This is a genomic window from Oleiphilus sp. HI0043, from assembly GCF_001634935.1.
On the sequence record NZ_LWEY01001600.1, the window covers coordinates 37,995 to 62,139 of the forward strand.

Annotated in this window: 18 protein-coding genes; 9 read left to right on the top strand and 9 right to left on the bottom strand. The window is 44.5% G+C overall.

What is annotated here, in order from left to right; all coding sequences use genetic code 11:
* Positions 1-177: 177 nt before the first annotated feature.
* Together ettA and A3729_RS23835 are read right to left on the bottom strand one after the other, a co-directional pair.
* Positions 178-1,839: an energy-dependent translational throttle protein EttA gene (gene ettA / locus A3729_RS23830; protein ID WP_068513959.1), complete on the bottom strand. Its 1,662-nt coding sequence runs from the start codon at positions 1,837-1,839 to the stop codon at positions 178-180.
* Between the two features lie 138 nt (positions 1,840-1,977).
* Entirely contained in the window at positions 1,978-2,619 is a 642-nt protein-coding gene (locus tag A3729_RS23835) for a PEP-CTERM sorting domain-containing protein (RefSeq protein ID WP_068760543.1), read from the bottom strand.
* A 323-nt stretch (positions 2,620-2,942) separates the two neighbouring features.
* Here A3729_RS23835 and A3729_RS23840 point away from each other — a divergent pair, with 323 nt between their 5' ends.
* On the top strand, positions 2,943-3,185 hold the full coding sequence (locus A3729_RS23840; RefSeq protein ID WP_068513965.1) for a YdcH family protein: 243 nt from the start codon (positions 2,943-2,945) through the stop codon (positions 3,183-3,185).
* Between the two features lie 141 nt (positions 3,186-3,326).
* On the opposite strand, the gene meaB is transcribed toward A3729_RS23840, so the two are convergent.
* From meaB to tviB, 7 genes are all read right to left on the bottom strand, one after another.
* Positions 3,327-4,322, bottom strand: a complete 996-nt coding sequence (gene meaB / locus A3729_RS23845; RefSeq protein ID WP_068513969.1) for a methylmalonyl Co-A mutase-associated GTPase MeaB — start codon at positions 4,320-4,322, stop codon at positions 3,327-3,329.
* Between the two features lie 9 nt (positions 4,323-4,331).
* The gene (scpA, locus tag A3729_RS23850) at positions 4,332-6,482 is read right to left on the bottom strand and encodes a methylmalonyl-CoA mutase (protein WP_068513972.1); all 2,151 of its coding nucleotides are present in this window, start codon (positions 6,480-6,482) and stop codon (positions 4,332-4,334) included.
* A gap of 51 nt (positions 6,483-6,533) precedes the next feature.
* Positions 6,534-6,941, bottom strand: coding sequence for a methylmalonyl-CoA epimerase (mce, locus tag A3729_RS23855; RefSeq protein ID WP_068513974.1), 408 nt, complete (start codon positions 6,939-6,941; stop codon positions 6,534-6,536).
* 11 nt (positions 6,942-6,952) lie between these two features.
* Positions 6,953-9,814: a biotin/lipoyl-containing protein gene (locus A3729_RS23860; RefSeq protein WP_068513978.1), complete on the bottom strand. Its 2,862-nt coding sequence runs from the start codon at positions 9,812-9,814 to the stop codon at positions 6,953-6,955.
* Positions 9,814-11,478 carry an acyl-CoA carboxylase subunit beta gene (locus A3729_RS23865; RefSeq protein WP_068513979.1) on the bottom strand — a complete coding sequence of 555 codons (1,665 nt, stop codon included), beginning with the start codon at positions 11,476-11,478 and terminating at the stop codon, positions 9,814-9,816. Before A3729_RS23865 ends, A3729_RS23860 begins: the two co-directional genes overlap by 1 nt.
* Positions 11,479-11,831: 353 nt before the next feature.
* Complete coding sequence (locus A3729_RS23870; protein WP_068513982.1) at positions 11,832-12,845, bottom strand: AraC family transcriptional regulator; 1,014 nt, start codon at positions 12,843-12,845, stop codon at positions 11,832-11,834.
* Between the two features lie 82 nt (positions 12,846-12,927).
* Complete coding sequence (gene tviB, locus A3729_RS23875) at positions 12,928-14,199, bottom strand: Vi polysaccharide biosynthesis UDP-N-acetylglucosamine C-6 dehydrogenase TviB (protein WP_068513984.1); 1,272 nt, start codon at positions 14,197-14,199, stop codon at positions 12,928-12,930.
* A 319-nt stretch (positions 14,200-14,518) separates the two neighbouring features.
* On the opposite strand from tviB, the gene A3729_RS23880 reads away from it, so the two are divergent.
* From A3729_RS23880 to A3729_RS23915, 8 genes are all read left to right on the top strand, one after another.
* Complete coding sequence (locus A3729_RS23880) at positions 14,519-15,937, top strand: TIGR03013 family XrtA/PEP-CTERM system glycosyltransferase (RefSeq protein ID WP_068513987.1); 1,419 nt, start codon at positions 14,519-14,521, stop codon at positions 15,935-15,937.
* A gap of 118 nt (positions 15,938-16,055) precedes the next feature.
* Positions 16,056-16,670 (top strand): XrtA/PEP-CTERM system exopolysaccharide export protein, encoded by a 615-nt coding sequence (locus A3729_RS23885; RefSeq protein WP_082880615.1) that lies wholly within the window; start codon positions 16,056-16,058, stop codon positions 16,668-16,670.
* Positions 16,671-16,676: 6 nt separating this feature from the next.
* The gene (locus A3729_RS23890) at positions 16,677-18,206 is read left to right on the top strand and encodes an XrtA system polysaccharide chain length determinant (protein ID WP_068634368.1); all 1,530 of its coding nucleotides are present in this window, start codon (positions 16,677-16,679) and stop codon (positions 18,204-18,206) included.
* Positions 18,207-18,941, top strand: coding sequence for a hypothetical protein (locus A3729_RS23895; RefSeq protein ID WP_068513993.1), 735 nt, complete (start codon positions 18,207-18,209; stop codon positions 18,939-18,941). It abuts the gene before it with no gap.
* A gap of 55 nt (positions 18,942-18,996) precedes the next feature.
* Positions 18,997-20,217, top strand: a complete 1,221-nt coding sequence (locus A3729_RS23900; protein WP_197476021.1) for an MtrB/PioB family outer membrane beta-barrel protein — start codon at positions 18,997-18,999, stop codon at positions 20,215-20,217.
* Positions 20,218-20,287: 70 nt separating this feature from the next.
* A complete protein-coding gene (locus A3729_RS23905; protein ID WP_068513998.1) occupies positions 20,288-21,313 on the top strand; it encodes a polysaccharide deacetylase family protein in 1,026 nt (341 codons plus the stop codon).
* A gap of 5 nt (positions 21,314-21,318) precedes the next feature.
* Positions 21,319-22,575 (top strand): O-antigen ligase, encoded by a 1,257-nt coding sequence (locus tag A3729_RS23910; RefSeq protein ID WP_068514001.1) that lies wholly within the window; start codon positions 21,319-21,321, stop codon positions 22,573-22,575.
* 19 nt (positions 22,576-22,594) lie between these two features.
* The gene (locus tag A3729_RS23915; protein ID WP_068634370.1) at positions 22,595-24,115 is read left to right on the top strand and encodes an oligosaccharide flippase family protein; all 1,521 of its coding nucleotides are present in this window, start codon (positions 22,595-22,597) and stop codon (positions 24,113-24,115) included.
* Positions 24,116-24,145 lie beyond the last annotated feature (30 nt).

Here is a 24,145-nt window from a genome sequence, read left to right on the forward strand (position 1 = left end):
GGCAACTCTGTTCTGCAAACCAGTTTGAAGGATAACAGAGAGGATTAATTATTATAGTCATTCATTAGAATATAAGTGCTATATCAGGTAACTGCAAGCTTAGGCAGTCCTTTTGAGAACAAATCGCTCAAAAGAACTGCTGTTTCAGGCTTTCAGCTAGTTTGGCAGCCTTGGCTCTTAGGCAAGCTTCTTATAGTTGACACGAGTAGGTGTCTTGGCTTGTTCACCTTTACGAGCTTTGAAGTCTTCTTCGTATTCAGTGTAATTGCCTTCAAACCAGACCACTTCACTATCGCCTTCATAAGCCAATATATGCGTTGCAATTCTATCGAGGAACCAACGGTCGTGCGAAATCACTATTGCGCAACCAGGGAATGCCAAGACGGCTTCTTCCAGTGCTCGTAGTGTTTCTACGTCAAGATCGTTGGTTGGCTCATCGAGTAGTAGAACGTTCGCACCTTGCTTAAGCACGTTGGCTAAATGTAGACGGTTACGCTCGCCACCAGACAGCTCATTCACTTTCTTTTGCTGGTCATTACCACGGAAGTTGAAACGACTGACATAAGCACGAGATGGTGTTTGGTAATTGCCGATAGTGATCATATCGTTACCGTCACTGACTTCTTCCCATACCGTCTTGGAATTGTCCAGGTCACGCGTTTGTTCAACGAAAGCCAGCTTAACAGTATCACCCAAACGAATAGTGCCTGAGTCGGGTTGCTCTACGTCTGCTAGCAGCTTGAATAGTGAAGATTTACCTGCACCGTTACCACCAATTACACCGACAATGCTTCCGGGTGGAACACTAAAGCTCAAATCTTTGAATAGCAGCTTGTCTTTGTATTGCTTACTGACACCATCGAGCTCGATAACAACATCACCCAGGCGTGGCCCTGGTGGAATGTAAATTTCCATGGTCTCGTTGCGTTTCTGTAGGTCGGAAGAGTTAAGCTCTTCAAAGCGCTTAAGACGCGCCTTGCTCTTGGCATGTCGCCCTTTTTGGTTGCTGCGAACCCACTCTAGCTCAGATTTAATACTCTTTTGGCGAGCATCTTCTTGCTTTTGCTCATGCTCTAAACGTTTCTCTTTATTTTCAAGCCACTGAGAATAGTTACCTTCAAATGGAATGCCATGGCCTCTATCGAGCTCCAGTATCCAACCTGCAACATTATCAAGGAAGTAACGATCGTGGGTGATGGCGACGACGGTTCCAGGGTAGTCATGTAAGAAACGTTCCAACCACGCGACACTTTCTGCATCAAGGTGGTTGGTCGGTTCATCAAGAAGCAGCATGTCCGGCTTAGAAAGTAATAGACGGCAAAGAGCGACACGACGCTTTTCACCACCTGATAAATGTTTAACTTCAGCATCCCATGGTGGCAGTCTTAAGGCATCAGCAGCGACTTCCAGTGTTCTTTCCAGATTATGACCATCACCGGTTTCAATGATTGCTTCTAGCTTGGCTTGTTCTGCGGCTAGAGCATCGAAATCTGCACCTTCTTCAGCGTACTCTGCATAAACTTGATCTAGGCGAGTTAACGCATTTTTAATCTCACTCACGCCTTCTTCAACGTTGTCTCTGACCGTTGCTTCTTCGTTAAGTTCAGGCTCCTGAGCGAGGTAGCCAATATTGATACCCGGCTGAGGGCGGGCTTCACCAATATAGTCTTTATCAACGCCCGCCATAATTCTTAGTAGTGTTGATTTACCCGCACCATTAAGACCCAATACACCAATTTTGGCGCCAGGGAAAAATGAAAGGGAGATATCTTTGAGGATTTCTTTCTTAGGTGGGACAACTTTTCCCACGCGATTCATGGTGAATACGTACTGTGCCATACAAATAGCCTTAATTAGTAAAAACGGGGTCGATCTGAATGGGCTAGACGTTAGCTAAAAAAGGCAGGCTTGGCAATCCCTGCTCCAGACTAATTGACTAAATCGTTCGAAGCAGGGTAATGATTGCGATGAGGAGACTTAGATTTTCTTGCGACGAATACCCACTAAGCCAAGAAGACCTAGGCCAAGCAAGGCAATAGAAGAGGGTTCTGATACGCTTTGGGTAATGATGCGCGCATCATCAATCCAGTAGCGACCTACCGTTGCGCGATCAACCAGTATCGACTGGGAGCTAGTAAATGTTAGAAAATCGTTACTTTCCCACTTTCGAGAAGTTGATGTCTCGTAATTGGCCCCCGTACCACCAAATATATTGTCCGACGCATTGAGTTTTTTACCGTTGAGGATGATCGCAACAATGTCACTATCAAACTCAATTAATTGCTTGGTCTCTTTACCGCTCGAGGTGCCTAGTGGGTCAAAGTGAATCAGGTGAGAACTGTAACTGCCTGCACTTAGGTAAGGTGAATTTTTGCCAGTTTGCTGACCTCTTAAGGTATCACCAACGAACAGGTTACTCCCAAGCAAGTAGTCAACTTGAACCTGTTGATGAGCTATCGCAACGCCCTGTTGTTCATCAAACGTTTGAAGCTGATCAGACTCTTGTTGCGACCAGCTAAAGTTTAGCCCGTCGGCATTGCCGGTCGGGTTAATGAGGCCTGCATTGACGCTTGACGCAGCAAACAGCAGGCTGCTGACAGCAATGATTCTTTTTAGCATATTCTTTCCTGATTTGGTTTTAGTCTTTCCATAGTGCTTATGCTTTTTGGAAGAACTATTCATAAACAATGACTTCAGTGTATAGGCTGTTCTTAGGTTTGAGTAATGGGTATAGGCGGATTTGACTAGATTTCACGACTTGCTTACAAGTCTTTACCTGATGTATAGAAAACTCACGTTTAGGCCTGATCTAGGCTGACAATAGAAAGATTTTCAAGATACCTAATTGTTTGACCTAGATCATCTCGTTTGGACTAAGGCTCATATAAAGTGGAGTTATGAAAAGATGATAAAAAACAATCCCTCTAAGGAGATATATATCTATGTTAGAAAAGCACGATCTAGTTCATGAGTTGCCAGAGCATAAAGAGACTATTCATAACCTCAAGATGAGTGATAATCACTTTGCTCGTTTATTTGATGAGTATCATGATAAGGATCATGAAGTACACAGAATTGAGACTGGTGCAGAAAACACCTCTGACGAGTACCTTGAAAAGTGTAAGAAAGAGCGCCTTAAGCTAAAGGACGATTTGCTTGCGATTATCAAGAAAACAACAGCATAATATTTAGCTTAGTTTGTTATCAAGCCCGGTTACTTAATCGGGCTTTTTTAGTTTAGCGTTGGCAGATATATTCGAACCCTTGCCTGTCGTGATTAGCTCAGGCTGATAGCAATAGGGTCCTCGCTAAGGGGCGGTAAATAGTCAAGACGGGTCTTGTTTGTTGAGAAATAACTGAATGATTTGATGTGCTGCAGAGTAGGGGGTTACACTATTTTCCTGCACAGCTGAGCGGAGCTTAGGTAGTGCTGATTGAACTGGAGGGTGACTTTTAAGCTCCTGTTCCAACATATCTTTTACCAAGGTGTTCAACCATTCTCTATTTTGTCGGGCGCGTTTATCCTCAAATAGATTAAGGCCTTCTTCATTGGAGTGGCTTTTGCCTTGTTCCTGGTAGTCCAGAATCATGTCCCATACAGTCTCAATTCCGGTGTTCTCAAGAGATGAGCAGGTGAGAATTTGAGGTTTCCAAAAACCATCGTGCTGTAAGAGGTGAAAGGCATTACTGTAGTGGTTTTTGGTTTGCTGAGCCAAGCCTTGGTTAGGACCATCACTTTTGTTAACGACTAAGGCATCCGCCAGCTCCATAATGCCTCGTTTGATGCCTTGTAAGTCATCTCCAGCGTTAGGAAGCATCAATACGAGAAAGAAATCGACCATCGAGGCGACTTCATACTCGGATTGGCCTACACCAACGGTCTCTACGAGTATTACATCGTAGCCGGCGGCTTCGCATAGGAGCATTGTCTCACGGGTTCTAAGCGCGACGCCACCTAGCGCGCCTTCAGAAGGGCTGGGGCGAATAAAGGCATTGTCTTCACGGGCAAGTTTTTCCATGCGGGTTTTATCGCCAAGGATACTTCCTCCACGTAGAGGAGAGCTGGGGTCGACAGCGAGTACAGCTACCTTTTTTCCATTAGCGATCAGATGGCGACCAAAGGCTTCGATGAAGGTAGACTTTCCCACCCCCGGTACGCCACTGATTCCTATACGAAGGCTATTTCCGGTATCTGACAATAGCTCATTCAAGACTTGTTGAGCAGCCGCTCTGTCTTGGTCGCGCTTGCTCTCGACCAAGGTAATAGCTTTGGCTAGTGCTCGGCGCTGGCCTTTTTTGAGTTGCTCAAGATCGATATTCATACCAGGAAGCTAGGCAGACTCATTGATCGCCGTTAGCACTTGGCGAACACTATAAGGCACTTTTGTACCAGGCCCGAAGATTCCTTTAACTCCTGCCTGATAGAGTGTGTCGTAGTCTTGTTTAGGGATCACTCCCCCGGCAATAACGATAATGTCGTCCGCGCCTTGATTTTTGAGCGCCTGAATGAGCTCAGGAACTAGTGTCTTGTGTCCTGCAGCTTGTGAGCTGACACCGACGGCATGCACGTCATTTTCGACGGCTTGCTTGGCGACTTCTTCAGGGGTTGAAAACATAGGGGATAGGTCGATATCAAAGCCCGCATCGGCAAATGAGGTGGCAATAATTTTAGCACCCCTGTCATGGCCGTCTTGGCCCATTTTACAGACCAGCATTCTTGGGCGCCGACCTTGGGCTTTCTCAAAGGCTTCAATATCAGACTGTATTGCTTGCCAGTCTTCATCGCCCTCATAGGAGGCGCCGTAAACGCCGCTAATAGTGCGAGATTCCGCCTGAAAACGTCCGTATATTTCTTCCAGAGCATCAGAAATTTCGCCAACAGTCGCGCGTAAGCGAGCAGCATTTACGCTCAATTCTAGCAAATTGCCTTCACCTGTTTTCGCTGCCTCAGTCAAGGCTGTAAGCGCTGCTTTAACCGCATCAGAATCTCGATTTGTACGAATCGATTCCAAGCGCTTGATTTGTGACTCGCGTACAGCCACATTGTCTACTTCAAGTATATCCAGGTCATCTTCATGATCGAGCTGGTATTTATTGACACCAACAATGACATCTTCACCGCGATCAATGCGTGCTTGTTTTTTCGCGGCACTTTCTTCAATTCGCATTTTTGGAATGCCATGTTCTATGGCACTTGCCATTCCACCTTTTTCCTCGATTTCTTCAATTAATTCCCAAGCTCGATCAGCAATCTGCTGCGTGAGACTTTCCATCATGTAGGAGCCCCCCCAAGGGTCTGCAACCTGAGGAATACCTGTTTCTTCTTGAAGGATGATCTGAGTATTTCGCGCAATACGGGCAGAGAATTCTGTTGGTAGTGCAACCGCTTCGTCCAGAGCATTGGTGTGCAGTGACTGAGTGCCACCAAATACCGCAGCCATCGCCTCGATGGTGGTACGAATCACATTGTTGTAAGGGTCTTGCTCGGTCAAAGACCAGCCTGATGTTTGCGAGTGGGTTCGAAGCATAGAAGATTTGGGGTTCTTAGGTCCGAACTCATCCATAATCTTATGCCATAACAAGCGACCGGCTCTGAGCTTGGCGATCTCCATATAGAAGTTCATGCCAATGCCCCAGAAGAAGGAAAGGCGAGGCGCAAAGGCATCGACGTCCAAACCAGCTTTCAGTGCAGTTCTAACATACTCTCTGCCATCGCTAAGTGTGTAGGCTAGTTCCAGCGCTGCATCAGCACCGGCTTCCTGAATATGGTAGCCGGAGATTGAAATGCTGTTAAAGCGAGGCATGTTCTCGGAGGTGTAGCCGATAATATCGCCAATAATCCTCATGGATGGTTTTGGTGGGTAGATATAGGTATTGCGCACCATAAACTCTTTCAGAATGTCATTCTGAATCGTGCCTGAAAGCTGTTCTTGTGAAACGCCTTGCTCTTCTGCTGCAACGATGTAGCTAGCCAGGATTGGCAAGACTGCGCCGTTCATGGTCATGGATACCGATACTTTATCAAGCGGAATGCCGTCGAAAAGAATTTTCATATCTTCGACTGAATCAATCGCCACACCTGCTTTACCTACATCACCCGTTACGCGTGGGTGGTCTGAGTCGTAACCTCGGTGAGTCGCTAAATCAAAGGCAACTGATACGCCTTGTGCACCGGCAGCCAGGTTTTTGCGATAGAAAGCATTTGACTCTTCTGCGGTGGAAAATCCTGCGTATTGGCGGATGGTCCAGGGGCGGCCGGCGTACATCGTTGCCATTGGGCCACGTACAAAGGGAGCCATACCGGGAAGTGTCTGGGTGTGAGGCAGGTCTTTTGTATCTTCCTCGGTATAGAGCACCTTAACGGGAATACCTTCTGGCGTCTGCCAGGTCATTTCATCCGGACTGACCCCTTTCATTTGTTTGGTCGCAAGCGCTTCCCATTGCTCGAGTTGTGCGGCTAAATCAGGCTTTTTATCAGACATAGTATTTCTCGTTAAGTAATAGCTGCTCTATTGTTATGCTTATGTAAGTGCTTACTGATCCATGGGTTGGTTAAGCTCTATTAAAATGCCGTCGGCACTTTTTGGGTGGATGAAGATCACTTTACAATTGTGCGCACCAGGTGAAGGTGCATCGGAAAGGAATTGATAACCCTTTGCCTTCAAACGCTCAACATCCGCTTCGATATCGTCGCTGCGGAAACAAAGGTGGTGAATGCCACCGCCTTTCTTTTCCAAGTATTTCTGCACAGGGCCTTCACCGTTAAGTGGGTGAATCAATTCAATACTGGTTTTCTCAACGTCTAAAAACGCAGCACTGGTTTTTGCTTCAGGTACATCTTCCTGGCCTTTAAGGTTCAAGCCGAAGTCTTCCGCAAAGCGCTCTATGGCTTTCTGTAAATCTGGCACTGCTATCGCAATGTGGTCTAAGCCTGTAATCATTGTTTATTCTCCTAAATATTCGCCAAAAACTCAGTGCAAGCTTTGGTTTGTCTGTCTTTTATCTGCTCGTCTGTTTCAATAACGATTTCTTCATCAGGAACAATTTTGAACAGTGGCTGACCCTTCTTAATAATGGTGCCATCGTCTTCAAGCAGCACTTTAGCAATGGTGCCAGAGAACGGCGCAGCTATTTTATTGAACATCTTCATGACTTCAACGATATAGAGCGGATCTCCCGTCTCAAAGTGCTGGCCTTCCTCAATAAAGGGAGGCATATCAGGCGCTTCGCGCGAATAGAACATACCGCCTGAGCTGGCGAGAATCTCATCACTTTTCGCGACAGGTGGTGGTACTAGGACCTTCGCCATCGCTTCCTGATAATCTTTATTGGTTAAGTTCTCAGGAATGACTAAGCTCAGGTCATCAGCGACTTTCAGTTCGAAGAAACCTGTCTTGGCGGCTATGTATGGCAGTAATAGTAGTACTCTGCAGCCAGCTTGATAGCCTGCGTGGGCAGCTTTGATTGCGGCCCAGGTCGCTGTATCAAAATCGCTGTGCTTGGCAGCTTTTAGGGCTTTGTCTAAGTCGTTGAAGTTGCAAATATCCAGTTTTTCTTCAAGTGTGCTATAGAAGGAAAGTGCATCGCTGAGGATTTCCTGGTCATGATCCCAGATCATGGTGGCCGCTGGGTTCTCTCGTTTGTTTCCCGGGTGAAAGTCCATGTTAAGGAAGTGATAAGTTTCATCCAGGACTTTAATCGGGTTTTCTATCCAGGAGACCTTGCCCTTCTTATCAACCGAGAAGTGAGTTTGATGCATGGCCAACCAGCCGGATAACAAGTGTGGTTCAAGCATTAAGTGCTCAACCGGACGTGTAAGCAATAGGTGCTTGCGTTGCAATACGCTTTGCATTGCAGTCTTGTCGTCCTTGGATTTAAGGCTAGCAATATTTGCTTGGCAGACTTCAGCATAAACCTGGTTCAGGTCGTATTGCTGTGCCTGTTTTTTTAACGCGCCTACAGCCGTTAGATAGGGAACGATAAACTGGGTTGTTGGTTTCGCATGAATATTGTTGCCCATTATCCAGTTGACCAAGCCGTAATGGAATTCAAGGTTGGTGCCTAGATCCTTACCTTCCAGCTTAGTGCGGCGAAGTACTTCAGACATTTGTTCAAAGCTTTCCAGACGATTGTTGCCAACAGTCAGGAGTAGGGCGATATTACTATCGTAAGCACCGGCCAAGTGATAGGACATGAATACATCTGTATCAGGGTTGTGAAGACTGATGCCCTGGTCGTCACGAATTTCGCCATCAAGCGAATCTGACCAATGTTCAATCAAACCACCTGCATGGGGTGCCAAAGCTTGGTTAGTTGCATTAAGGCGGGCTTCAACCGAAGCATTATGACGCAATACGCGCTCGGGCTTGGGTAAGCGCTTGCCGTGTGCAGCGAGTAATACCATGGCCTCGACCAATGAGTGCACCGTAAAACTGTCATCAGCGTTGTCGGGGTTGACGAATTTCAGGCTATAACAGAGCTCTGTAACGCGGTGTTCAACCTGAATTCGGGTGTTCATTTCCATAAAGAAGTGTTTGTCGCGGTCAACGATACACTCGAAGGTGGATACGTTGTCCAAACCTACAGCCTGACCAAATACTTCGGATTCTTTTTCCATCGCCTGAAGGGTTTTGATCTCCTGGCTAAGGATTTTAGATTCGGCTTCACTACCGCGATGCAACGACTCTGTAAGCGCATGCTGTAAATCTTCGGTCGTAACCGATATTTCAAGCAGCTTTTGCTCGTGCATCTGCAAAGAGCAATCACGACCGCCCAAAGCCAGTGCCCATTCACCATTACCGATCACCTGGATTTCCTGGTGACGAGTGGTTTCGATATTCAACTCGACAAGAATATTCTTGTTGTCGCCTTGGCCTGTCGCTTTTACCTCGTTGAGGATCTCAAGTACTAGAGAAGGTGCTTCATCTGCTGCTTGGCTTAAGCGCTCTTCGATGCTGCCTTTAAAGCTTGAAGGGCTGGAGAGTATGCGTTGGCCTTTACCGCCGCCACCGCCGATGCATTTCAGGCGAATACGGTTTTCAGGGTACTCCTGGCCAATCTTGATTACTTGCTCGCGGATGGTTTCCTGAAGCTCTGCCACGCTATAAAGGTCGATGCCTTTTTTGTAGCCTGCATCAAGCACGACGTCGGCTTTATCTTCAATTGAGTCGGCATTTTCAAAGCGTTCTTGGTTGAGTGCTAAGCCTTCTTTTTTGACTAAAGACAGTAGCGCCTTTTCATCGCTATGCTTTTTAAGGAGTGTCAAGGCAGTAGCATTGTTGATTCCAGGCGTTACACTGACGCCGACTTGCAATGCGGTGCGCTTCGCCTCGTCTTTTAGGCCTGCTTTATGAACCGTTTCCGAGCAAGGGCCAATAAAGTTCAGACCGGCTTCTTCCATTGCGCCAACCATCGCTTCGTCTTCGGCCATAAAGCCGTAGCCGGCAAAAATAGCGTTATAGTTGTTCTCTTTAGCAATGCGAATGATCTGTTCTATGCGCTGAACACGCTCTTCTTTATCTGCGCCGCTGTAGTCTGGCACACGGTGAATGCGGTCAGGATTGTTGATTTGGCGCAGTTCTGGCGCCAAGGCATTTTGATAAACAATACTGTCTTTTTCAGACAATAAGATACCGCAATGCGTCACTCCCATTTCTGCAAATACATCCATTGCTTCTTTACGAATAGGGCCACGACAAATGATTAAGGGGCGAATGTCTTCACACGAGAAGCTACGTACCCAAGTGCTGTCTGATTGGCCTAAACGACGGTCTTGATGAGTCAGCGGGTTGTTAAGGTAATGTTCGTTACTCATTAGAAAGACTCCCTTTGTACGCCGCCGAGTGGCTCAGGTGTATAGTGTGATAAGTGGAAATTGAGCTGTTCGCACAAGACCTTGCGCATGTCTCTGGGCATAACAATTTGAGAGATCGACCCTAGGCTCAACGCCTCATTTGGGTTCATCAATTCTTCTTCATAGCGTTTTGCGAGTAAGGCTTCTTGCTCAGCGCCCCATTCGGCACTTTGCTCGCCTGTCTTAACCGCACCGCGAATAGCGCGTAACTCCTTCTTATAGACAAATTCTACACCTGCTGGTCCCATTACGGCTGCTCTGGTAGAAGGCAGGGCGCATACAAAGTCTGCACCTGTCTGATAGCAGTTGTAAGAAGCGTAAGCACCACCGAAAGCGTTACGAATGATCACCAAAAAACGAGGCGTTCTTAGGTCAATAATTGAATCAAGCATTGCTCTACCTGCTTGCACAATACCGTTTGATTCTTGATCTTTACCAGGTAAGAAACCCGTTGTATCTTCCATAAAGATGACAGGGATATTGTAAAGGTTACAGAAGCGGATAAAGCGTGCATTCTTATAGGCTGCATCAATATCAATCTGGCCTGAAGACACGGCGCTGTTATTGGCCAGAAAGCCGACCACATTGCCACCCATTCTACCCAAGGCTGTAACCGTGTTACGTGCACGCTCTTCCTGAATTTCAATAAAGTCGCCATGGTCGCAAAGTTGCTGGATCATGATAGTGACATCAATAGGCGTATTGAAACCGGTTGGGCTATTGAAGGCCTTCTTCAGCAGGATGTCGATATCCCAGGTCTTACGATCAATCGGATCGGACGTTTCCTGATAGGGTGCTAACTCGGAATTGTTGTTCGGAAGATATTTGAGTAGTTGGCGAACTTTCTTCAAGGCGCTGACTTCATCTTTTACCACGATATCTGTGACACCACTTTGGCTATGTACGCCAGGGCCGCCAAGCTCGTCAGGCGTTACATCTTCACCGAGTACACTTTTCACCACACCAGGGCCTGTTAGGCCAAAGAATGTATCATTTGGCTGAATCATAAAGCTACCTTGGCGTGGAAGGTATGAACCACCACCGGCATTAAAACCAAACATGCACATAATGCTAGGTACAACACCGCTGATCTTTCTTAAAGCGGTAAAAGCTTCGGCGTAACCGTCTAGACCGCCGACTCCGGCGGGGACGTAAGCGCCGGCACTATCGTTTAGGCCCACTAAAGGAATCTTTCGTTTACCCGCAAGCTCCATTAAGCGGGCTAGCTTAGTGCCGTTGGTGGCATCCATAGAGCCCGCCCTGACGGTGAAATCGTGACCGTATAAGGCAACGTCTCGGCCGTCTATTTTTACGACTGCCGTGACGATTGACGCGCCATCTAGATTTTTACCCCAGTTCTGGAACAGTACCTTTGGGTCTTCATCTGTTAGAACTGAAATACGTTCCCATATCGTCATTCGCTTTTTACTGTGTTGACGCGTAATGGCCGTTACACCAGCAGCTTTTCTTGGGCGCTGCATCAGGTCGTAACCTTTACGGAGAGTTTCTTCATAAAGTCCGGGGTTTTCTGCATTTTGCCCGGGGATTCTAAAGTCCAGCTCGTTGTCAGAACCAAAAGGGTTATCTAGGCTGATCTTGGGTGTGGCGTCTTTGCTTGTTGTCATCGCACGGTCCGTTAGTTTGCTTGCCTGTCGTGATAGGAGTTCGTTAAATAAAGCTACTAAGTATAGGTGTATTTTAGCGCTCAAGTGTAGCGAAGTTTTGGCAATTTAATATTATGACTAAAACGAAAAAGGTTCGCTTTTGTCCTAAAAAGTGCAGCGATGATATTTGGAAATGTCTATAAAATAAAGTGCGCTTCGATACGAGAGGTAAGGTGTGATATTTAATTAAGGTGTTGAAATTAAACAGATAAGTGTTTTGTTATGATGTCTGTATAGGACAAATATATAAAATTTAAATAGACATAAACGCTTATTTGTTGGTTGAAAAGGTGCAGATAAATAGACTTAATCGCTTATTTTATCTTTTTTACGCGGTAGGTTTTCGGTGTTTCGCCTGTCCATTTTGTATAGGCGCGTGAAAAGGCTCGGGGTTCGCTGAAGTTAAGGTGCTGAGAAATTTCTGCGATAGTCAGGTTGCGCTTGGTCAGCAGCTTATTAGCGATATCGAGGCGAAGATTATCCTTGATTTGTTGATAGCTAATGCCCTCTAGGTGAAGCTTTCGGCGTAGTGTTTGTTCACTGATTCCTAATTGGCGAGAGATGACAGCGCTATTTGGAAGTTTAATTGCTTCGCTGATGTGGGTGCTCTTGGGCTCTATAAGAAGTTTGATTTGTGCTGTCAGGCTATTGTCTTCGCCGGGGATGGTAAGTAGATCTATCGGCGCGCGTGCTAGAAAGACTTTTAGGTCGCGAGTAGTTTTGATCAAAGGCTCTTCGAGATACTTCCGATGGAAGACTAAGCGGTTGAATTTGCTCTTTTGGTTAGTTTTACAGCGAAACAAGAGCTCAAATTCTTCATGATCAATGGGGGTGTAATTAATATAGGCGCCAATTAGTTTAATTGGTTTGCCAATGTACCAACTTGCAAAGCGGTGCCAAATGACGTGCCAGTACTCGATATAAAAGTGCTCGAAATCTAATTCCGGATTGTTGAACTCTGAGGTGAAATATACGTGCTCTCCTTCGACATCAAGAGAAACCTTTATTTCATTGTTGATCTGGTTATAGAAGCGAATCCCTCGATGCAATAGTTCTTCGAGGTTATGACTGTAACTGACCCATTCAGCCATGAGGGCAAAGGTTCCGAGCTTAATGGGGGTTTCAGTGAAGCCCATAAACTCGTCATTTAGGGTCTCTGCAATACTTGAATAGAGCTTGGCAACCGACTCTACCGGGAAGCGTGCTCTGGGGTTTCTGAGTTGAAGTTCGGATATTCGCGCTTGCTTTAGCAGTTGGCGAGTATCGACGCCTTTTTTTCTCGCGCCGCCTAGCGCGCTGAGGATGTAGTGAGTGCCAATGGTTGCCATGTGGTGCTAATTATCGAATCGCAAGCGGATAACAAAAAAGCCCGGTAACTACCGGGCTCTTAATTCAATGCCGAGCTGAGGCTTACAAACGCGCATCAACATCATCTTTGTCGAATAGATATTTCACATCAAAGATAACGTTATTGGTTTTGCATAGCTTACGGATTTCTGCGATACCCATTTCTTTGATCTGGTCGTGTGATACGCAAATGACTGCTGCATCGTAGTGATCTTGTTTAGGTTCGCTGATCAAGTTAAGCCCATACTCATGCTTCACCTCTTCTGCATCTGCCCAAGGGTCATAGACGTCAATATTGGCGTGGTAGCCCTGGAGCTCTGTAATAACATCAGTCACTTTGGTGTTGCGAATATCAGGGCAGTTCTCTTTAAATGTAAGCCCCATGACCAGAATGTTTGCGTCAACAACCTGAATTTTCTTCTTGGTCATAAGCTTCAATACTTTCTCGGCAACATGAGCAGACATGTTGTCGTTAATACGACGACCGGAAAGAATGATTTCTGGGTGGTAACCAATCGATTGCGCTTTATGTGTTAGGTAGTATGGGTCTACACCAATACAGTGACCGCCAACCAAGCCTGGGCGGAAGGGGAGGAAGTTCCACTTTGTGCCAGCGGCTTCGAGTACTTCCAGGGTGTCGATGCCCATTTTGTCAAAAATTAAAGAAAGCTCGTTAACGAGAGCGATGTTGACGTCACGCTGGGTGTTTTCAATAACTTTTGCGGCTTCAGCTACACGAATAGAAGCTGCTTTGTGCGTGCCGGCAACGATGATGCTTTTATAAAGGTCATCAATAAAAGTTGCCGCTTCGGGCGTTGAGCCAGAGGTAACTTTGAGAATGTTCGTGACACGGTGTTCTTTATCGCCAGGATTGATTCGTTCCGGGCTGTATCCCGCAAAGAAATCTTCATTTAGCTTCAAACCAGAGCCTTGCTCGATTAGTGGTAAACAGTCTTCTTCGGTTGCACCCGGGTAAACAGTCGACTCGTAAATAACGTAATCGCCCTTTTTGACTACTTTGCCAAGCATCTCGCTCGCTTTGATTAGCGGCGTTAGGTTTGGTGTTTTGTAGTCATCGATCGGTGTAGGAACTGTGACGATATAGACGGTAGCATTCTTGATATCATCGAGCTGGGTTGTGAAGGTGAGGTGTGTGCTCTCAGCAAGCTCTTCAGATGAGCATTCTAGTGTGCTATCAACACCTTCGCGTAACTCGTTGATGCGATCTTCTTTGATGTCAAACCCTATGGTTGGGAATTTCTTCCCAAATTCGACTGCCAGTGGCAGACCTACATAGCCCTGTCCGATAATGCAAATTTGTGTATTTGTTTCCATGGTCTCTCGATCTTTCATCAATAAATAAAAACTTTGCGCCGACTGTTTACAAATGACTTACAATGAACGCTGAAAAAAGGTGACGGATTATTGCATAATGCCGCAACTAATTCTTCAGGATAGACTGAATTCTAAGAGAATAGTAAAGGACGAAGCAGATAATTTAAAGAAATAGTCTATGATGAAAGGTGAATTCTGTATTTACGTCTTTTATCGTACAGCTGTATTATTCTCCGGCTAGGGTGTTGGTGGGGTGTTATTCTTTCGCTTAGCCGGGTTGTTTGTAGAAAATTCTCAGTTCCATTCAAGGTAATCGTTAGTGGCTCACGTACGTGTTTTAAATCATTATTTGCATAGTAAGTTTCTCGTTTTAGGGGCGGTTGAATTTTGCTTGTTGATGTTGGCGGTTGTTGCCGGTGTCGAGTTGCGAAATATGTGGGGTGCCGCGGACGAAGTAAATGTTATTCTGGAGTCACCTAAACTTCAGATGATCTCCTTTGCGGTGGTGTTGAGTGTATGCTCCCTTGCAATGGGGGTTTATACGAGTATCTATATAGAAGGCTTGACCGGGATGGCTTTGCGTACTGTTGTGAGCTATTTCTTCTTGGGTACCGCAAGCTTGACGATACTCTATTACTTGTTCCCTGTTATGTATTTAGGTCGCGGCGTTTTAGCGTTTGCGATCACCTTTTCCTTGATCTTCGTATTAGTGGTAAGGGTACTTTTTTATAAAGTCGTTGATTTGGCTCAGTTAACGCGGCGAGTTGTAATTTTTGGTGCTGGGAACACAGCTGCCAATATTATGGAGCGAATTCAAGCTAGTAAAGATGAGTCAGGGTTTCAGTTATATGGCTGTATGGCTTGTGGGCAAGGTGAGGTGGTTGTAGATTCCAGTTTATTGGTCAATGAACCTGAAGATTGGATGGCCTTTGTTAAGCAGCATAATATTAGTGAAATAGTTGTCGCGCCAGATGAGCGCCGCCGCAGTGAAGGTGGTCAGATTCCTATAGATGCACTGCTGGATTGTAAGCTCAGAGGGGTTCGTGTGACGGACCCTGTTGAGTTCATAGAGCGAGAGCTGTTGCGATTGGAAATTTCAATGCTTCGTCCTGGTTGGGCTTTGTTCTCAGATGGTTTTGTCTATTCTCAAGCACGAGATATTCTAAAGAAGTTATTTGATTTGACCGTCGCAAGCCTGATTTTATTGCTTACCTGGCCGTTTATGTTGATAACTGCCATTGCGGTTAAGCTAGAAAGTGACGGGCCAATTCTCTACAGTCAGACGCGTGTCGGGCTGAATGGAAAAGAGTTCTCTATTTATAAATTCAGAAGTATGGCTCAAGATGCGGAGAAAGACGGTAAGGCCGTTTGGGCGACTAAAAATGATGCGCGCGTAACAAAAGTGGGGGCGTTTATCAGAAATACACGTCTTGATGAATTGCCGCAGCTTTATAATGTTTTTACGGGCGATATGAGTTTTGTTGGGCCTCGTCCAGAAAGGCCTCAGTTTGTAGAAGAATTGAAAGAACAAATACCTTTTTACGATGCTCGGCATAAAGTAAAACCGGGATTGATGGGCTGGGCACAGTTAAAGTACCCCTATGGCGCGTCGGTTGACGATGCGAGAAATAAGTTAAAATATGATTTGTATTATGTTAAGAATCATAGCTTCTTTATGGATGTGTTGATTGTGATACAAACGGTTGAAGTTGTGTTGTTGGGCAAGGGTGTTCATTAAACTGTTATTGTAGTAATCACTGGGTGTCAAAGCGAGCTCGTAAGCAGGGTAGGTTTATTGTGTTAGGGCGAAGAGCTTGTTCGTTTTTAAGATTAGAGTAAGGGCAAAGGGTCGAAGGATGAAAATAAAACTAATTATTTGTTTTGTGTTGGTGGGTTTTCTAAGTGCCTGCTCGACTAAGAATGTTGTGAAGGAGCAGCCTGTTGAAACCAGTATAGGGGTTGTAGAAGAATACCTCTTAGGTGTTGGCGATGCTGTACAAGTGAATGTTTGGAGAAATCCAGACCTGTCAGTATCTGTTCTGGTGCGCCCGGATGGAAAAATCTCTGTACCTTTGGCTGGTGACATCGAAGTGGATGGCGTATCGACCGCTGAATTATCAACGATTATTGAGGATAAACTCAATAGTTATATTCGCAACCCCAAAGTAACGGTGATTGTCTCCAATCCAACGAGTGCGGATTTTATTCATCGAATTCGAGTAACCGGTGCGGTGCAGCAACAAAGATCGATCCCTTATCGTAAAGGTATTACAGTTTTAGATGTGGTGTTAGAAGCGGGTGGTGTAACTGTATTTGCAGATGGCGACGGGTCTAAGTTGTATCGTCAGACAGCTGAAGGAGCAAAAGTTTACCCGATCTATTTGAATGATATATTAGAAAAAGGAATTCTGGATTCCAATTATACCCTTTACCCGCAAGACATTATTACTGTTCCAGAGAGAGGCTTCTAGACGAATATGGATTTTGCGCTGTTAATTCGTTATATCGGTGTCATTTTTCGAGAGTTGTGGCAGAGAAAGTTTTTATGCTTGTTTGGGTTCACTGTCGTGAGCTTTGCAGTATTGGTGACTGGGATTTTCTGGCCTTCAAAGTTTGAAACATCCGCCACAATCTTTGCCGATAACCAGAATATACTAAAGCCACTTTTAGCGACTCAGGCTGCGCAATCTAAGGTCCAGAACCATACGAAGGTTGTACGAGATATGATCCAGTCTCCTCGGATCCTAAAGACAGTGGTTGAAAATGTTTATGGGATCGACAGCTTTGAATCTGCAGAGGAGCTGGGGCAGCAGATAAATAGTCTGCGTTCTAAAGTTCAAGTTAGAGGTCTGGGGGCTGGTTACATTAAAGTAGCCTATTCAGATTCAACGGCTGATGACGCTTACAGGGTGATAAATGAGGTTGTAGATGTTTTTATTCGTGCAAGTACGGATGAGCAGCGTACGGAAAGTCGCGAAGCTTTTTTGTTTATCGATAACCAGGTAAAGCAGTATAAAGATCAACTATTGCTGGCAGAAGAGCGCTTGAAGAACTTCAGGTCTCAGAATTTTGATGGTCGTGACGGTGATGTGGATTCAAGTATTAGTCGTATTCGCTCGCAAATAGAAGAGCTAAAAATAAGTATCGACGAAGATGAGACATCCATTGTAGCGGTTCAAAGGCAATTAAGTAACGAGTCCGAGTTTTCTTCCCAGAAATATAAAGCAGACGTGTATGGTGAACGCCTTAAATCACTAGAGGCAAGCCGTAATAATTTGTTGTTAACCTATACTGAAGATTACCCTGATGTAGTAAGTTTAACTTATCAGATCGAAGATATTCGTGATGCTATGAGGCAAGCCGATGCGAATAAGAACTCAGATAATGATAATTCGGGAGCTGGTAACGAGCAGGAAGCAGTATTAAACCCATTATATCAAGAGCTTCGAAGTAGCTTGTCGAACGCTATTACCCGAAAGCAGACGAAAGAAAAACGCTTAAGTGCGTTACGGGGCTTGATGGATAAAGAGTTTGACCGGCGCAAACGTATTGCAGAAAGAGGAGCGGAAGAGGCAGAGCTTACTCGAGACTATACAGTGACTAAGCGTATCTATGAAGATATGCTTGAGAGAAAAGAGAAGGCTCGTTTATCAATGACATTGAACGTTGAGGGGCAGGGTGTAACTTATCGTATTCAAGAGCCGGCTTTACCGCCGCTTAACCCTGTTGGCTTGCGTTTTTTACACTTTGTTTTATTGGGGCCAATAGTCGGATTGTTGGTCATTATAGGTTTGGCTGTTGCATATATTTTTGTTGATCAGCGAATTCGTTTTCCTGAACGTTTACATGAGCTTGATGTAACGACTTTAGCTGTCATTCCTCATATTAAGACCGCTTTTACAAAGCGCGTTGTAAGAATTGATATGATCATTTGTGTCGCGCTTTCTATTGTAATTTTGGCTGCATATATAGGTTTGGCATTTGCTGCGAAGTTGGGGATGGTTTAGATGAGTGATATTTCTCAAAGTCAGGGCGTAGCCGGTTTTAAAACGGGTGATCAAGAACGGGCTGAAATTAGGCGTATGGGAGAGGTGGATCAGTTCACTATTGAGGAATTGGAGCGCCTTAAGCTAATTAGCGGTCAGAAAACCAACGCTAAAATTCTAAATATATTTAGAGAGCTGCGAACGCAGCTAATGAAAAAGAATAATAAAAAGAATTTTGTATGTATGGTGACTTCTATCTGTCATCAAGGTGGCGCGAGCTATGTCGCGATGAATCTTGCGAGCGTTTTTGCTTTGGATAAAGCCAAAACCAGTATGTTAATTGATGCAAACCTATACGCGCCAAGCTTGGAACAGTTGATTATTGGGGATGCGAGCGTTGGTATTACTGACTATTTAAGTCATGCAAGCTTTGATGTCAAAGATGTCGTTTATGCGACGGGTGTTCCGCGTTTGCGGGTTGTGCCGATTGGCGATAATAGTGAGGGTGCTGCAGAGTACTTTTCATCCGATAAGATGCAGCATTTTATTGATGAAATTCGTTCACGATACAGTGATCGCTATATTTTTATTGATGCCCCGCCAGTCACAGAATCGTCAGAGGCAAGAATATTGACCGAAATCGCAGATATGGTTGTGTTAGTGGTTCCTCATGGTCGAGCTACTCAGGAGCAGGTAGAAGCTGCAATTGATGTGGTTGGAAAAGATAAGCTAGCTGGCCTGGTTTACAATAATTAAACTTATGATGAATCGGTGCTCACTTCTCAGGTTTATATGCTTACTTGGCCTTTCTTTGCCCGTATTGGCAGCCGAGTATACTGCAGTGTTATCGAATAGTGTTGAGTACACAGATAACATAGGCCTTGCAAGTGACGTAAAAGATCAAGATACCGTTCATACCCTCTCCCTCTCTGCTGGTGTAGTAGAAGAAAGAAAAACGTTTCAAACCAATGCTAACTTTACTCTAGAAAAAGACCACTACTATAGCGGTAGTTACGAGGGTGAAACGACCTTGAGTACAGGGTTGGGATTATTAAACTTTGATCTAATTGAGGATTTCTTAAGTTGGCAGACGTCTTTTACGCGTAGCCAGACTCTTGATGACCCGCTAGAGCAAGCAAGGCCGGGCAACCTAGGGCATAGGGATACTCTTTCCAGTGGCCCGAGCATTACCTATGTAGTGTCTCCAACTACATATTTAACAGGAGAAGGCAGCTATACAATCGTAGAAAATTCTCAAAGTAATACCTCAGATACGCAGCGTGCTGATTTTTCCGCGGCCATTGCTCACCAAATTAACTCGATTACCGGTGTGAACTTAACCGGGCAATATGAAGTAATGTTGGATGCTGACGGTACTGAAAAGTATGACCGTATTCAGCTGGGTGTAGGTTTTTTTCGTCAATTTGTTGATGGCAGTGTTAGTTTAAGTGCAGGGCGCACGCAGTTAGTGCCTGAAGAGAGTGCAGAAACTGAATCAAATTTTTATAGTTTATCTTTTAACCGGCAACAGCTTTGGTTGCATGATGTGACGCTTAGCTATTTGGAAGATATCTCTGACGCGTCAATCGGGTTCGAAGTTACGGTCCCGGGCATCAGCTCTTTTGCTGCAGATGGAAATGATATTGTGAAGCGGCGCGTGGCCTCTTTGAGTATTGCTCGTGAGTTTGGAGTATATGATTATGGTTTTAACTTTTCATGGGAATATGAGAATTATGAGTTGCAAAATGAGGATGAGAAGATAAAGGAAGCCAGCTTCTCAATAGGACGGGATATTTTCTCGGATTTTTCGATGGGCTTTAATGTTGAATTCAATCAGACTGACTACCTGGAGCAGGCAGCAGTCGGCAAAGACTATACGGCCACTTATCAAATAGATGCTGATTATCAGTTTTCTCCGAGCCTTAGAATGGGAGGCTTCATTCAGCACGAAACGAGACGAAACTCCCAGAATGCCGTGCGGGAATATGAAGAGTTGTCAGTAGGAATTAGTCTCAATTGGACTTTGATCTAGAGCTGCAATTATCAATAACTATTGTGTTTGTAGGGATGTGTTGAGCATTAAATGCAATAAAGGATGATTCATGAATAAGAAAAAATTACTAAGCAGTTTATTCTCGCACCTCGGTTTACTTCCACTGCTGCGTTTGTATGATTCTAGAGCTCCATCTTTAAAAATACTTGCATATCATCGTGTTATGGATATCGACGTAGATAAGTACTTATTTGATCAACACTTGGTTGATGCATCCGTTGAGGATTTTGATCGCCAAATGAAGTTTTTATCGAGTAACTATAATGTCTTGCCATTGTCTGAAGCTATAGACGCTTTTGAAAATGCAGGAAATCGAGAAATCGTCTCACTAACCTTTGATGATGGTTTTGATGACCTTTACCACAATGTTTTTCCAATCCTTAAGAAATATAATATCAGGCCAACTATCTTTATCACGACGGGTTTAATAGGTACTTCTGATACGCTCTGGTCTGAAAGGTTGGTGTATGCCCTTAAGTCGAACATTGGGCGAACCTTAAGTGCAGCCCCGGATGGTGCGGACAAAACTATTGAAATTCAATTGTGCAATGTAGAAACGATAATTGAGGATTTCTTACGTTTCTTGAAGCGTATTCCAGACGATAAACGACAACAAAGACTCTTGGATCTTTTTGAGGAGCTGGGAATCGAACGAGAGCAAAGTTACCCTGATAGCAAAATGATGACCTGGGATATGGTCGAGGAAATGTCCGATTGGGGGGTGGAATTCGGTTCACACTCTGTAACGCACTCTGTTCTGGCAAATCTAGATGTGGAAAGTATGAAGGCAGAGCTCTTTCAGTCGAAGGATGCTATTGAGAAACGAATTGGGCGCTGTGAGGTGTTGGCCTATCCTGTGGGTGGCGTCGGGGCATTTAATCAGGATGTAATGGACGCCGCAAAAGAGGCGGGGTTTAAAGTAGCTTGTTCCTATTTATCGGGTGTTGTAAGTTCTATTGATCAGGGGATATATGAATTAAAGCGCTTACATGTGGATAGTACGGTCACACTAAGCTGGTTTAAAGGCTTGTTGACTTGTCCTAGGTATTTTGCTGCAAATTATATGGACGATTAAGGAGCGTGGCCTTTGTTGCATTAATAGCCTACTTGGCTTTTGTTTTAATTCGGCCTCAAGAGTTCTTTGGGCCGCTTATGGGGTTGCCGCTTGTAAAATTCTCACTCATTGTTGCTGCATTGTTTATGCTTGCTGACAAGAATCGTCGTTTTGATGCCCCGCAGAATAATTTATTGTTTTGGTTAATTCCAGTTATATTTTTATCAGCTTTTGTTAATAACTCTTTCGCATATGCAGTTGAAAATCTAACTGCTTATCTAACTTCGATTTTTCTTCCTTTTCTGATTATTCAAAATCTGGTGAATACTGAAAAGAAGCAGCATATTGCACTACTTTTAATGGTGGTTGCAGCTTTGGTTATGGTTAACGACGGCATGGCCCAAAAGGCATCAAATGACGGTGTGGGCTGGAGTGGTGCGGCTCTATCTCAAGGGACTAGGATTACTTACTTGGGAATTTTCAATGATCCGAATGATCTAGGGATGTACTTGGTAATGGTCCTGCCACTTACCTTCTACTTTTTTTATCGTGCAAATACCCTTCTCAAACCTTTGTTTATGTTTTCAGCTGGCTTTATATTGTATGGCATATATTTAACTAATTCGCGCGGAGCGTTGTTGGCAACAATGTCTCAAGTCGGTTTATGGTTCTTTAATCGCTATGGCCTAAAGAAGAGCATGATTGCCGGGGCATTTGCAGCACCTGTTGCTTTGGTTGTAATGAGTATGTTTAGGGAAATAGACTCCGAAGAAGCTTCTGCTGAAGGGCGCTTAGAAGCTTGGTATGAAGGTTTTCAGTTGCTTTTCTGGAAGCCGGTTTTGGGGGTTGGTATGGGGCAGTTTACAGATCATCACTATCTGACAGCTCATAATTCTTTTGTTTTGGTGTTTTCTGAGCTGGGCTTGAGTGGCTACTATTTATGGGTTGGGTTCTTAACATTTTCTGCTCTGATGTTATTGCTTATCTGGAATAAGAAAATAAAGGGGAGCTTATTTGAGAAGGCAAGTGCTACTGAACAGTCCATTGCTCGTACCTTAACTTATTCTATGCTTGGCTACTTGGCGACAGCTTTTTTCCTAAGCCGTTCTTATACACCTATGTTATATATTTTTTGTGCGATGTTTGTTGCGGGTTTTTATCGTACGACTGGATATCAAAAGGGTTACTATCGTCTCAGCTTTAAAGACTATTCAGGCAAGGTTTTTCTAGTATTTTCAGCCAGCTTGGTTTTGATCTATTTTACGGTCCGTTTTTTATTGTGAGGTTACTTTGCCTAAGAGCGTGTTAAAAAACACCTACTTTTCTTCGATAAATATCTACTTCGAATATTTGCTAGGTTTGATCATCTCTATACTGATCGCTCGCAGTTTGGGACCGGAGCAGTTTGGTGTCTATAGCTATCTGGTAAAAGTGGCGGGTATCAGTATTATTCTGACAAATGCAGGTATTTCTACTGGTGCAATAAAATTTATAGCGGAAGCACGTGCTCAGGGGCGCGAAGAAAAGATACCGGCAATATTTAAATACTTCCATAAGATCCAAATGCTCAAGACTGCTCTAGTAACAGGAGGCTTGACTGTGCTTGTGCTTCTTGTGCCAAACTTATTGATCGAAGAGCAGTACAGGCATTTACTGTTTTTTCTGATATTGGCAATTATTTTTAAAAGTGCGCATATGTATCGTGTGGGGGTGTTTAAAGGCTTCGAGCGTTTTGATTTCCTTGCTTATACCGTGTTGTTGGTGGCGCCAATAAACTTACTACTGGTTTGTGTGGTTAAATACTTAATGCCTGAATTGGCAAACTTCTACATGCTGTTTTCGGGCGTTGCTGTATGTTACTGGTTTATTTCGGGTTTTTACTTGAAGCGTTTGAGCCTAAAAAAGGGGGGGGAGCCAGCTATAACGCTTGATACGGCTTTACGGAAACGTATATCACATCATCTAAAAATTGTATCTATCAATACTATTATTGGCAGTCTGGCTATTGGGCAGTGCGAGGTTTTATTGTTAAAATATTACGCAAGTAACGAGGCTATTTCGTACTTTACGATTGCTCTGACTATCTCTGGTGCTGCCTTGTTATTGGTTCCCGGCGTATATAGCTCGGTTCTACTACCAGTTATTGCTCGCTCGGTGGCTGATGTAAATCAGGATCCTGCCGTGCGTATCAAGGAATCATCGCGTTACTTGTTCACATTAGGGGTAATGGTGGCCGCACCAACCTTGTATTTTGGCGAGCATGTGGTGGCGCTTCTCTATGGTGATGCCTTTTCTCAGGCGGGTATTATATTAGGGTTCTTTATTGTTGTGGGAACACTGAATGCTTTTAAGGAGCCGGTGAATGCTTATTTGCTCAGTGTTGATAAGCAGTCGCTGATGCTTAAGCTGAGTATTTTTGCGCTTATTCTGTCTTTGAGTGTGAATTTGACTCTCATTTCTCAGTGGGGGTTACAGGGTGCTATCACTGCATACATTATCGTGGCAATTGTTCTTGTTGTCGTGCTTCTCGGGATCGCTTATCGCTTCCTGGGGATTGTTCCGGATATCAGAAAACTATTGTGGGTGCTTGTTTCTGCATTTGTTTCCTTACAGTTCTCGATCTATGTATCCGGCTTTTTTGAGGGGGTTGTGGAAATTATCGTTGGCTATATTTGCTTCGGGTTAGTGTATCTGCTGTTGCTGATCGTGCTGAATGCACTGAGTGCCAGCGATTACCAAATGCTAAAAACGATGAGCGAGCGTTTAGGGCCAAAAGTGTCGGCAATAATTTGTCTGCTTGTGAATGTACGCTTAAAGATATAACAGGGACGAGATATGTATAGCTGGTTGTTT